Origin of the sequence: Sinomonas sp., from assembly GCF_051955515.1 — a bacterium.
Taxonomy (GTDB): Bacteria; Actinomycetota; Actinomycetes; order Actinomycetales; family Micrococcaceae; genus Sinomonas.
The window spans coordinates 1-11,772 of record NZ_JBQCGQ010000200.1 but is presented as its reverse complement, the minus strand read 5'-3'; the positions used below and the strand labels follow the sequence as shown (position 1 = coordinate 11,772).

The following is an 11,772-nucleotide window of genomic DNA, read 5'->3' as shown; positions in this document are numbered from 1 at the left end:
CCCTTGGGCGCGGCGGGCTCGCCCGTCACCGGCGGCGGGGCGGTGTGGGTGGTCGACTACGAGACCGGGAATCTCTTCGCACTTGATCCGGGAGACGGTCATGTTCGGCAGCAGACCCAGCTCGGGCCCGTTCCGCACTTGGTGACCCCGCCGATCCCGGGAAGTCATGTCTTCGTGGGGACCCTTACGGGCGTCACTGCCTTCCCTTGGGTTTAAGCCCTTGCACCGTCAGCTTTGGGGGGTGTGAACCCTGCAACGCTGACGGCGCAACCGTTTTGGGAGGACGCAACCTTTTGGAGAGAGCACGTGAATTCTTACCGTGAATTGCGACCAGGACAACGCACCCAGGTCTGGATTGGCGGCCCAACAATGCCGACCCCGACTTTGCTCCTCGAAACCGACGGCATCCTGCTCGAGGCACCGAATTGGTCTCCTGACGGCGGCTTCCTCTATGTCAATGGCCACGGGACACTCTGGACCATTGACCTCGACACGGCCGATCTCCGCGAAGTCCACTTCGACCGACTCCCCGAGATCAACAACGACCATGTCCTCTCCCCCGCCGGCACCTCCATCTACATGTCCGCAACGGACGGGCAGATCTATAAAGGAGCCTTGTCCGGCGGACCGGTGGAACGCATCACGGTGAATGATGGAGTGTGGCATTTCCTCCACGGCGTCAGTCCCGACGGCGGGGAACTCGCCTGGGTGGAAATGTCCGACTTCTCGGAGCCCGGCCGGCTCGTCATCGGCTCTTCCTCCGCTGGGGGCAATTCCAGAACGATCGACACGGGCCGAGGCCATCTCGACGGGCCTGAATGGTCCCCCGATGGCACGTGGATCTATTTCAATACCGAATCGTTCACGTCACGGGCCGGCCATGCGCAAGTGGCCAGAATCAGCACCCAAGGCGGCCCTGCCGAATTGTTGGTGAAAAGCGATTCGGTTGACTGGTTTCCGCATCTTTCCCCCGATGGCCGCTTCGCCACCTACATTTCTTTTCCTTCAGGAACCCTCGGCCACCCCGCAGACCTCGACGTCCGCGTGAACGTCGTCTCAACCGACGACTGGCCGACCCCGATCGAGAGCTACGCGCTGTTCGGCGGACAAGGCACGATCAACGTGAACAGCTGGTCCCCCGGCTCTGATCGCTTCGCGTTCGTTGCCTATCCGCTCCACGGGGTACAGGAGTGAAGGGGGTACTGCCAGACCCCGGATCACCAGAGCCCTCGTCGGATCCGCCCGCACCGGGTTGGATGGAAGGGCAAGACCAACGACTCAAGGAGAACCCTTGCTCACCGTCAACGCCTATGCAGCTCCCGCCTCCGATGCCCCTCTCGAACCGGTCACCATCACCCGCCGCGACGTCGGCCCGAAGGACGTGCTGATCGAGATCACATACGCCGGCATCTGCCACTCCGACATCCACACGGTCCGCGAAGACTGGGGGCCGGTGAAGCACCCGCTCGTCGTCGGGCACGAGATCGTGGGGCTCGTCGCGGAGGTCGGCTCCGAGGTGACCAAGCACGCGGTCGGCGACCGGGTCGGCGTCGGCTGCCTGGTCAATTCCTGCAAGGAATGCGAGAACTGCCTCGCCGGGGAGGAGCAGTACTGCCTCAGCGGCAACGTCGGCACCTACGGCAGTGTCGATCGCGACGGCACCATCACCCAGGGCGGCTACTCCACTCATGTGGTGGTGGACGAGGACTTCGTCCTCCGCGTCCCCGAGTCCCTCGACTTCGCCGCCGCGGCCCCGCTCCTGTGCGCGGGCATCACGACCTACTCGCCCCTGCGCCACTGGGAGGCCGGGCCGGGGAAGCGGGTCGCCATTGTCGGCATGGGCGGCCTGGGCCACATGGCCGTCAAGCTTGCCCACGCCATGGGCGCCGAGGTCACCGTGCTCTCGCGGACCCTCTCGAAGAAGGACGACGGCCTTCGGCTCGGCGCGGACCACTACTTCGCGACCGAGGACGCGACGACGTTCGAGGAGCTCAAGAACAGTTTCGACCTGATCGTCAACACCGTCTCGGCACCGATCGACCTCGCCGCCTACCTCGGCCTCCTGGCCAGGAACGGCACCATGGTCAACGTCGGTGCCCCGGCCGAGCCGCTCCCCCTCACGGTCTTCACGCTCTTCCGCAACCGCCGCTCGTTCGCCGGCTCAAGCATCGGCGGAATCCGCGAGACCCAGGAGATGCTCGACTTCTGCGCCGAGCACAACATCATCCCCGACACCGAACTCATCGACGCCTCGTACATCAACGAGGCCTGGAAGCGGGTGCTCTCCTCCGACGTCCGCTACCGCTTCGTCATCGACGCGGCGACCTTCGCCTGAGCGGAGCCCGGCTCCCAAGAAACCCAGAACGACGGCGGCCCCAGCCAGCAAGGCGCGGGGCCGCCGTCGTCCTCGTTTCGGATGGGAACCCTGCAAAGGTGACGGCGCAAGCGGGGAGGAGCCGCCTCACGGGGTTCGGCTGGCTTTGAGCGCCCGGCTCGCCACTGCGGCGCAGAGGGCGACGGCGGCAGCAGCCAGAAGGCTCCACGTGACACCAGCGCTGAAGTTCGCCGCATCGGCGAGCAGTGCCCCGAACACCGCGACCGCGAGCGCGCCGCCCACTTGTCGGCTCGTGTGGAAGACGCCGCTGGCGGTGCCAGAGAGATGCGCAGGCACGCTGTTGAGCAGAACCCCGCTGATGGGCGGGATGACGAGTGGGCCGCAGAGGCCCACCAAGACCAGGAGGCCCGAGATGACCGGGATCGGGGCGTCGGAGGGCAGCACGGCCAGGGCAATGAGGCCCGCGGCCAGCGAGAGGAACCCGAGGGGAATCAGACGCCGCGCGCCGATTCGCTCGACGATCCGGGCTACGAAAGGCGTCAGGATGAAGCCGATCAGCATCATGGGCAGGAAGGCGATCCCGGTGCCCAAGGACGTCAGCCCCCGGTGCTGCTGGAGGTACAGGGTCATCACGAACGGGACTCCGTAATTCCCGATCATGAACGCGAATCCCGACGCGCACGCGACGGCGACCACCCGGGAGCGGACGAGCGTGGGCGGCACCATGGGATGCCGGCCCCGCGACTGGGCCACGGCGAACGCGACGAGTGCCGCAAGCCCTACGGCAAGCGAGGCGACGACCTGCGGTGCCGTCGGGCCGACAGCACCGGCTTCGATGATCCCGTAGGTCATGCCACCCATGGCGAGCACCGCCGTCGTCTGACCAGCCCAATCGAAGGGCACCTGGCGGCGGGGTGAACGCTGTGCGTGCACCAGGAGGATCAGCCCGACGATTCCGACGGGGAGGTTGATGAGGAAGATCAGGCGCCAGCTGACGAGGTTCAGCAGTCCGCCGAGCACCGGCCCCGAGGTTGAGGCAACGGCGCCTCCCATCGCCCACACGGCAACCGCGCGGGCCCGACGGACCGGATCGGGAAAGCCATGGCCGATGAGGGCCATCGATGCCGGCATCATCACCGCGGCCGCCCCTCCTTGGACGACGCGCGCCGCAATGAGAGCTCCGAGGCCGGGAGCGAGGCCGCATGCCAGAGACGCCGCAACGAAGACGCCGAGTCCCACGCTGAAGGATCGCCGCGCCCCGAGGCGGTCCGAGAGCGCTCCCGCTGAGAGGAGCAGCGCGGCGAACGCGAGCGTATAGCCGTCCACGATCCACTGCTGCCCCGTCATCCCGCCGCCCACATCGCTGCGGATGCTGGGAAGGGCGACATTGACCACGACGGCGTCGAGCGTGATGACGAAGAAACCGAGGACCGAGGCCATGAGTGCGCTGCGGGCGCTCTCGGGGCGAACGGCTGACGTCTCGGTGGAGGGTGGGGCGACCCGACTCTCAGGCTTCACGGTGCCTCCTCGATGGTTCTCTTCTTCCTCAATGCAACACCGGTCCTCCACGAGGGGGCAGAGCCTGTTGTTACCGGTTCTGGGAGTACCTCCCTCGAGTTCACAGCCCGCGCTCATCCTTTTGGTGACACAACGACCTAAAATGTGGTTATGCCCCGAATTCAGGCCGAGTCGAACGCCGCGCAACGAGCCCTCACCCAACGTCGGATTCTCGATGCCTTCGGGGAGCTTCTTTTCACGCGCGGCCTCCCGGGGCTCACGATGACGGACGTCGCGCGTCAGGCGGGGGTCGGGCGGACGGCGGTGTACAACTACTACGCAGACATCGAGGAGCTGCTCATCGGCTACGCCCTCGACGAGACCGGCAGGTTCCTCAGCGAGCTCAAGGACGAGCTGCGCACCCTCGGCAACCCGGTGGACCGACTCGCCGTCTACATCCGGGCGCAGGTCGAGGACCTCTCGCGGCGCCACCTCCCGCCTGGACCTGCGATGCGGGCGGTGCTGTCGCCGTCGTCGTTCGCAAAACTCGGCGACCACGTCGGCGAGCTCAACACGGTGCTGCGCAACATCCTGCTCTCTTGCATGGAGGAGGGCTTCATCCCCCAGGCCGATCTCGAGGAGCTCGCCCAGCTCGTGCTCGGATCCCTCGCCGCAAGCGCGGACCGCGGACGCAGAGAGGCCGAGACCGACCAACACACCGAGGCCACGGTCCGCTTCATCCAGCTCGGCGTGGGTGCACGCTTCGACGAGGACGGCCGGCCCACCAAGGCACGGGAGACCTCTCAGCTCCGCTGACACCCTAAGCAAGTCTGCCGCTCGAACATCCCTTCGGGGGTAGACAGAACCGTCTGTCTACTCGTAGCGTCGTAAGAACAGGCGCGGTCATGCAGGAGCTGCGCGGACCTCGGGGCACGAGGTATCTGGCCGCTTTCGGTTCAGGCCCTCGCAGCAGTCGACCTCCTCTGGGACGGGCCGACTTGGTGCTTCTTCTCGGTTCTCCGCCTCGCCCCAGCTTGGAGACCTCCCATGACTGTCGTTCACGATCTGCACACGACCGCGCGCCCCATCGACCAGACGCTCTCGGGGCCGTGGACCTCCCCTCCCGAAGCTGCGCCGCCGGAGACTCTGGCCAGAGCCCAAGCCGCAGGCGATCTGGCGATCGAGTACTTGGGCGTGGCCGATGCCGTAGCCCGTCGCTTCCACTGCCCAGGCCACGATCCCGAAGATCTCCGCCAAGTTGCCCGGCTGGGACTCATCAAGGCCGCCAACCGCTACCGCGCCGAGCTGGGCCACGGCTTCGTGCCCTACGCGGTCCCCACCATCAGCGGGGAGATCAAGCGTTACCTCCGAGACCAGTCCTGGATCGTCCGGCCCCCGCGCGGAATCCAGGAAATGCGGCTGAAGGTCAACGCCGCTCGCCCCGGCTTGGCCCAATCCCTCGGCCATGAGCCCACGACCCTCGAACTCAGCCGCGAGCTCAACGTCGGCGTCGCCGAAGTCGCCGAGGCCCAGATCGCAGACGCTTCGATGGTCCCCGAGACAATCGAGCACACCGACGACCCGGGAGAACCCCAGAGCCGCCGGCTGAGCGTCGTCCCAGCCTCGGAGGATCCAGGTTTCGAGCGCGTCGAGACCCTGCACGCCCTGGCGAGCGCGCTCGAGGGCGCCTCCGACCAGGACCTCCGGCTGCTGCGGCTGCGCTTCGGCCAGGAGATGACACAGGAGGAGATTGCCCAGCAGCTGGGGATCAGCCAGATGCAGGTGTCCCGGCTCCTGCGCCGCCTGCTGGACCGGCTCCGCCGTCGCATGACCGCCTGAGCACGCTGGTGGGCCAGCGGCCATCCGGGTAAGGGTTGGACTATGGACCACAGCGAGGCACCGATCCTTGACGGCATCAACGAATACCATCGGTTGGACAGGTACGGGTTCACCCCGCCGGGGCACAGGCAGGGCAGGGGCGCTGACGAGCGCACGATCGACGCGCTGGGCCGCGGCCCTTTCCGTTCCGACCTTTTGGCCACAGCGGGGCTCGATGACCGCAAGTCGTCTCGGGGGCTGCTGAAGAAGGCCCAGGAGCTGATGGCTGACGCTGTGGGGGCCGAGCATGCTTTCTTCTCGACCTGCGGCAGCTCGCTCTCGGTCAAGGCTGCGATCCTCGCCGTGACCCGCGGATCGGGCGAAATCCTCATCGGCCGCGACGCCCACAAGTCCGTCACGGCCGGGCTCATCCTCTCGGGGCTGCAGCCGCGCTGGATCCGGCCGACGTGGGATGAGGAACTGCACATCGCCCATCCGCCGTCGGCGGAAACCGTTGAGGCAATGTGGCAGCGCTACCCGGACGCTTCGGCCGCGCTCATCGTCAGTCCGACTCCCTACGGCACCTGCGCTGATCTTTCTGCGATCGCGGACATCTGTCACCGGCGTGGGAAGCCGCTGATCGTCGACGAGGCGTGGGGCGCCCATCTGCCGTTCCACGAGGACCTTCCCACGTGGGCGATGTCGGCCGGCGCCGACATCTGCGTGGCGAGCGTGCACAAGATGGGCATGGGCTTCGAGCAGGGCTCGGTGTACCACCTGCAGGGCGACCTCGTGGATCCGGTCCGGCTCTCCCAGTGCGCTGACCTCCTTGCCACGACGAGTTCGAACGTCATGCTGTACGCGGCGATCGACGGGTGGCGCCGACAGATGGTCGAGCACGGCCACGACCTTCTCGGGCGCTCGCTGGACCTCGCCCGAGGCCTGCGCACCAGAATCGACGGTATCGATGGGCTGCACACGGTGACCGAGGAGCTAGTCGGCGCCGAGGCGTCTCACGATCTGGACCCGCTGCACGTCCTCATCGATGTGGCCGAGCTGGGGATCAGCGGCTACCAGGCGGCGGATTGGCTCCGCGCTGAGCCGCGCATCGACGTCGGCCTCAATGATCACCGGCGGGTCGAAGCAACCCTGAGCCAGGCCGACGACGACGACACCGCCGACCGCTTGGTGCAGGCGTTGACTGATCTCGCGAAGGCAGCCCCGTCGCTGCCCGCGCCCCCACCGGTGTCCCTGCCGCGTTCGGCAGACCTCGAAATGGACACCGTCATGCTGCCGCGGGAGGCGTTCTTCGGACCCGTCGAGGTCGTGGCGGCCGACGAGGCGGCCGGCCGCGTTGCCGCCGAGCAGATCACTCCGTATCCGCCCGGAATCCCTGCCATCCTGCCCGGCGAACGGATCAACGCGGCTGTGGTCGAATACCTCCGGACAGGCGCGGAAGCCGGAATGGTGCTGCCAGACCCGGCCGACCCCACAGTGAAGACGATCCGCGTCGTCAGGACTTAGCCGTTTGAGCCCAGGGGCGCGGGCGTCACGGGAACCTGAGGGCTCTGCGTGGCGCCGGCGCACATCAGCGGGCCGGGCGTCTGGTCCACGAGAGAGGCATCCTGGAGCTGCTTGAACGAAGGCAGCAGGATGAGGTCAACGCTCGCGTCGCCCCGGGAGTCAAGCGAGAAGACGCTCCCCGGCACGTTGCGCTGGAGCGTGAACGCCGCACTCTCTCCCGCGGGTCCGGACACGATGAGGGCGGCGGTGGGACCCGCGCCTTTCGCGTTGTCCACCTTCCCGACGGCGAACTTCCGCTGGGCGAGCTGGTCGGCGACCGAACGGGCCAAGCCCTCCTTCGCCGCCGCGTTGTAGACGTTGACGTGCACCGAGTCAGGCGCAGCATAGTCGAAGGGGCCTTGCGGACAGCCGAGCGCCGCCGAGGCACTGGGCGCCGCCTGCGGGAGGACCAGATTGCCGGTCAGGATCGCCCACGCCATCCACCCGCCCGAGACGACGATCGCCACGAGCAGCGTGAGCATGAAGCCATGCAGGATCCTGCGGAACAGCCGCGGTTTGTCGTCGGGATCCGGTGTGAACTGCGAGCGCAGCTCGTTCCCGTCCACCACGTGGTGCCCGTGCCAGACCGTGAGGTCCTTGGGCTTCCGGCTCACCGTGATTCCTCCGCGTCAGGCGTCCAGGTCCAGGACGCGGGCGTGGATCGCGGTCCGCTGGTGCAAGGCGGTGCGCAGGGCGCGGTGGAGGCCGTCTTCAAGGTACAGAACCCCGTGGTACTGCACCACGTGCGGAAAGAGGTCGCCGAAGAAGGTGGAATCCTCGGCGAGGAGGGCTTCGAGGTCCAAGGTCCGCTTGGTCGTGACGAGCTCGTCGAGCCGTACCGGTCGCGGAGGAAGCGCGGCCCAGTCCTTGGGCGTGTGGTATCCGTGGTCCGGATATGGGCGCCCGTCCCCCACTGCTTTGAAGATCACGCGACTAGCGTAGGCACGGCTGCGCCACCCGTCATGCCGAAGCGCGCGCCGCCGAGGATTGTGGCCGAACGGTTACGGACCAGTACCGCTGTGCAGGCCGATGAGCAGCGCTCCCATCTGGCGCGCCTGCTCGACCCCTTCCTCATCCCCTTCGACGGCCGCGACCACGGCCCCTTCGAGGAGGATGAGAACCTTCCGAGCGAACCCCTCCGCGTCGCGAAGCCCCTCCGCGCGCGCAAGGGCCTCGATCTGCTCCCGAGTGCGCGTGAGATATTCCGCGCTTGCCCGCCCCAGGGGATGCTCCGGGCCCATTTCGAGCAGCACGTGGACGAACGAACTTCCATCGTTGATGTGGGGCCTTACCGCCTCGGCGAACACGTCGAAGACTGCAAGCAAGGCTGTGGGGCCGTCGTCCGTCTCGCGGATCGCCGCATCGATGGACTTGCTGCGTGCTTCGTGCAGGCGCTCGAGATAGGCCAGGACGAGTTCGTCCTTGGAATGGAAATGGCTGTAAAACGTGGCCTTCGCCACATTTGCCCGTTCGATGAGTTCGTCGACGCCCACCGCACGGATGCCCCGCTTCGCGAAGAGCTCGAAGGAGGCATCGAGGATGCGCTGGTGCGCTTGCCTGCTCTTGGTCACCGCCCGACCGGACCCAGTCATCGCCGCCACCCCGATTACCTACCCACGTCGCGCGCCGGCAACCCATCTTCGGGCTGAAAGAATGAGCACATGGAGACCCGTCCCCCTTTCGCCCTCCTTCTCGACGTCGATGGCCCCATCGCGAGCCCCGTCACCCGGACCGTCCAAGAGGAGATCATCGCGCTCCTTCTGGAACTCGGGGAGGCGGGAATCCCCCTGATCTTCAACACCGGGCGGTCGGACGCGTTCATCGCGCAGCAAGTCATGGAGCCCATGACCGCGGCCGGAATGCCGGATTCCCTCACCGTGCACGCCATCTGCGAGAAGGGCGCCACATGGTTCTCGTTCACCAGCGCGGGGGCGGGTCCGGTCCACGTGGACCGCGAGCTGTCAGTTCCGTCCGACTTCGCCGACGACATCCGCCAGCTGGTGTCCGAGTCCTACTCCGACTTCATGTTCTTCGATGAGACCAAGCGGGCGATGGTGTCCGTGGAGCAGCGCCTCGACGTGCACAACAGCGAGTATCGCGAGGTGCAGGAGCATTTCGACGCCGACGCCATGGCCATCATGGCCCGCCGCGGCCTCGGCGCCGTGCGGCTCGACCACCATGCCCCCGGCCAGGACGACACCGTCGACTTCCGCGTCGATCCCACGATCATCTCCACGGACATCGAATCCGTGCGGCTCGGCAAGGATCTGGGCGCGAGCAGGGCGTGCGAACTGCTGGGGCGCGACGCGATCGTCCCGCAGGCCTGGTTCACCATGGGCGATTCGCGCACGGACTACGCGATGGCCGACTGGCTGCACCACAACGACCACGAGGTAGCCCACGTGGACGTCCGGCCTGAGGACGGCGTCCCCGAGAAGCCCTACGACATCCTCACCGCCGGCTACCTGGGGCTGGGCGCCGAGGTCATTCACGACGACGCCGGGCTGGCCTTCCTGCGCGAGTGGCGCAAGGCGGCGCTCGCCACGCGCTGAGCCCTCAGCCGCTGCTCAGGGGTGGCTTCCTCACCAGTTTTCAGCGATCGGAAGCCACGACGAGCGGGGAATTCGGGGCGACTCGCCGCAAGTTGAGGGCTAAAGCTGGTGAGAAAGCGGCACCCTGAGGATGCGAGCTGCGCCGCTTAGGCGCGTACCCGATCGGGAAGGGCAGCCTCGATCGCGTCGAGTAGCTCCGGGGCGTCGGGGGTCACCGCCGACCGGAATCGCCCGACCACCTCGCCCGCAGCATCGACCAGGAACTTCTCGAAATTCCACCGAACCTTGTCGCCGTGCTCATCGCCGGCCGAGAACCGCGTCAGTGCCGCGTACAGCGGATGCTGGTCGCCGCCGAGGACGTTCGCCTTTGCGGCCAGCGGGAACGTGACGCCGAAGTTGAGGCGGCAGAATTCCTCGATCTCCTCGTCTGATCCCGGTTCCTGCCCCGCGAACTGATTGCATGGCACGCCGAGGATCACGAGCCCGCGGTCGAGGTGGGTGCGGTAGAGGTTCTCGAGCCCGTCGTACTGCTTCGTGTAGCCGCACTTCGAGGCGACGTTGACCACTAGAACAGCCGAGCCCTCGAAGCGACCAAACGTCGTCTCGGTGCCGTCATTGAGCGTCAGAGGAATCTCGTGCAAAGTCACCGGTCAAGTCTAGCGGGGACCGTCTGCCGAGCACGTGACGGTCACTGCGTGGGCGTTGGGGTGGGAGTGGGGGTTGGGGTGGGGCTTGACGTGGGCGTCGATGAGGAGGTCGCAGGCGACGACGATGCCGTGGTCGTCGGCGATGCTGTGGCGGTTGGCGTCGGGCTTGGAGTGGGGCTGGGGGTTGCCGTAGGCGTCGGACTCGGGGTGCTCGTCTGCGACGGATTCGACTTCGGCGCCGGCGAGGCCGTCGGAGAGCCTCCGGTGCCCGAGGGCGACGGGCTGGGCGTCGTCGACTTCGTCGGAGCCGCCGGTGCAGGAGGCGCGGGCGGCGTCGGAGCCGGCGCCTTCTGGATCTGCTCGTTCGGAGCGGGTTCATTGAGCTGGGTGGGAATGCTCCACTGCGCCGGCTGGCCCGGTGCCGGCTGCCCGTCCTTGGGGGTGTAGTCGGTGAGCGTGAGGTCGCCGACGGGGTTTTTCTGCTGGAGAGGCAGGAACTTCCACTGCATCGGATCCTCGTAGTGGCCGTTCAGGATCGTCTCGAAATGCAGGTGCGGGCCGGTGGCGCTCCCGGTCTGGCCTACGACACCCACGACCTGCCCGGACTCGACGCTGTCCCCGGTCTTCACGGCGGCGGCCTTCATGTGGTTGTACGTGGTGACCAGGCCGTTCCCGTGGTCGACTTCGACCCGGTTGCCGCCGCCCCACGGATGCCATCCGGCTGCCCGCACCACCCCTGCGTCGGCCGAGTAGATCCTGGTGCCCTCAGCAGCGGCAAAGTCCTGGCCCCAGTGGAACTCCCCCGGCTGCCCAGTCAGGGGATTGATGCGATAGCCGAAGGGAGAAGTGGGTACTAGCGTTTCGAGAGGAGCGTAGAGCTGCCCCTCGGCGGGACGCGGCAGATCGGAGGACGCGAGGACAACAGCACCTGAGTGGTTGCCTGCGGGGATCGAACTGACCCCGGCACGGTCGAAGACGAGCACAGCGTTGGGATCGGCCTTCACCGTATCGCTGACACCCGAATCGGCAAACGCGGGAGTGGCGGCGCACCCCACGATGAATGCCACGGGCACCATGATGCGGACGAAATCCCGTCGGCCGATCTGGCCGTTCCTACGCTGTGACAGCTCCACGCGACTCCCCAATCAGTCTTGCGCTATGGGCCGAATGCCTCCATTGTTGGGCCTTGCCTCGGCTTACCGCTAGCACTACTGAGCGTCACACAGCGCTTCTTAAGCTTGTCAAACAACTGGAAGCAGAGCTGCACTTCTGCGCCACGGCATAGGCACGCTGACAGCCAAGAAGCGAAAAACACCCCCGAGCCGAAGCCCGGGGGTGTCATTTACACAGCGGAGGATGG

At 66.9% G+C, this 11,772-nt stretch carries 13 protein-coding genes; 7 read left to right on the top strand and 6 right to left on the bottom strand.

Annotated elements, in window-relative coordinates:
* The 3 genes from ACTHL9_RS11665 to ACTHL9_RS11655 all read left to right on the top strand — a co-directional run.
* A partial coding sequence (locus ACTHL9_RS11665) for a hypothetical protein (RefSeq protein WP_440519250.1) occupies positions 1–216 on the top strand: 216 nt, incomplete at its 5' end.
* A 27-nt stretch (positions 217–243) separates the two neighbouring features.
* The gene (locus ACTHL9_RS11660; protein WP_440519248.1) at positions 244–1,194 is read left to right on the top strand and encodes a TolB family protein; all 951 of its coding nucleotides are present in this window, start codon (positions 244–246) and stop codon (positions 1,192–1,194) included.
* A gap of 97 nt (positions 1,195–1,291) precedes the next feature.
* Positions 1,292–2,335 (top strand): NAD(P)-dependent alcohol dehydrogenase, encoded by a 1,044-nt coding sequence (locus ACTHL9_RS11655; protein ID WP_440519247.1) that lies wholly within the window; start codon positions 1,292–1,294, stop codon positions 2,333–2,335.
* A gap of 126 nt (positions 2,336–2,461) precedes the next feature.
* Here ACTHL9_RS11655 and ACTHL9_RS11650 read toward each other — a convergent pair whose 3' ends face one another.
* Positions 2,462–3,853 (bottom strand): MFS transporter, encoded by a 1,392-nt coding sequence (locus tag ACTHL9_RS11650; protein ID WP_440519245.1) that lies wholly within the window; start codon positions 3,851–3,853, stop codon positions 2,462–2,464.
* Positions 3,854–4,003: 150 nt separating this feature from the next.
* Here ACTHL9_RS11650 and ACTHL9_RS11645 point away from each other — a divergent pair, with 150 nt between their 5' ends.
* The 3 genes from ACTHL9_RS11645 to ACTHL9_RS11635 all read left to right on the top strand — a co-directional run bounded on the left by ACTHL9_RS11645 (position 4,004) and on the right by ACTHL9_RS11635 (position 7,174).
* Positions 4,004–4,648, top strand: coding sequence for a TetR/AcrR family transcriptional regulator (locus tag ACTHL9_RS11645; protein WP_440519243.1), 645 nt, complete (start codon positions 4,004–4,006; stop codon positions 4,646–4,648).
* Positions 4,649–4,879: 231 nt separating this feature from the next.
* Positions 4,880–5,671 carry a sigma-70 family RNA polymerase sigma factor gene (locus ACTHL9_RS11640; protein ID WP_440519241.1) on the top strand — a complete coding sequence of 264 codons (792 nt, stop codon included), beginning with the start codon at positions 4,880–4,882 and terminating at the stop codon, positions 5,669–5,671.
* Between the two features lie 42 nt (positions 5,672–5,713).
* Positions 5,714–7,174: an aminotransferase class I/II-fold pyridoxal phosphate-dependent enzyme gene (locus ACTHL9_RS11635; protein WP_440519240.1), complete on the top strand. Its 1,461-nt coding sequence runs from the start codon at positions 5,714–5,716 to the stop codon at positions 7,172–7,174.
* Here ACTHL9_RS11635 and ACTHL9_RS11630 read toward each other — a convergent pair.
* From ACTHL9_RS11630 to ACTHL9_RS11620, 3 genes are all read right to left on the bottom strand, one after another.
* Positions 7,171–7,827 carry a LytR C-terminal domain-containing protein gene (locus tag ACTHL9_RS11630; RefSeq protein ID WP_440519239.1) on the bottom strand — a complete coding sequence of 219 codons (657 nt, stop codon included), beginning with the start codon at positions 7,825–7,827 and terminating at the stop codon, positions 7,171–7,173. The two genes, ACTHL9_RS11635 and ACTHL9_RS11630, sit on opposite strands and share 4 nt — an antisense overlap.
* 15 nt (positions 7,828–7,842) lie before the next feature.
* Positions 7,843–8,142, bottom strand: a complete 300-nt coding sequence (locus ACTHL9_RS11625) for a type II toxin-antitoxin system VapB family antitoxin (RefSeq protein ID WP_440519237.1) — start codon at positions 8,140–8,142, stop codon at positions 7,843–7,845.
* Between the two features lie 72 nt (positions 8,143–8,214).
* Positions 8,215–8,784 carry a TetR/AcrR family transcriptional regulator gene (locus ACTHL9_RS11620; RefSeq protein ID WP_440519236.1) on the bottom strand — a complete coding sequence of 190 codons (570 nt, stop codon included), beginning with the start codon at positions 8,782–8,784 and terminating at the stop codon, positions 8,215–8,217.
* A 90-nt stretch (positions 8,785–8,874) separates the two neighbouring features.
* On the opposite strand from ACTHL9_RS11620, the gene ACTHL9_RS11615 reads away from it, so the two are divergent.
* Positions 8,875–9,765, top strand: a complete 891-nt coding sequence (locus tag ACTHL9_RS11615) for a hypothetical protein (RefSeq protein WP_440519234.1) — start codon at positions 8,875–8,877, stop codon at positions 9,763–9,765.
* A gap of 146 nt (positions 9,766–9,911) precedes the next feature.
* On the opposite strand, the gene ACTHL9_RS11610 is transcribed toward ACTHL9_RS11615, so the two are convergent.
* A complete protein-coding gene (locus ACTHL9_RS11610; RefSeq protein ID WP_440519232.1) occupies positions 9,912–10,412 on the bottom strand; it encodes a glutathione peroxidase in 501 nt (166 codons plus the stop codon).
* Positions 10,413–10,453: 41 nt separating this feature from the next.
* A complete protein-coding gene (locus tag ACTHL9_RS11605) occupies positions 10,454–11,545 on the bottom strand; it encodes a M23 family metallopeptidase (protein ID WP_440519231.1) in 1,092 nt (363 codons plus the stop codon).
* Positions 11,546–11,772 lie beyond the last annotated feature (227 nt).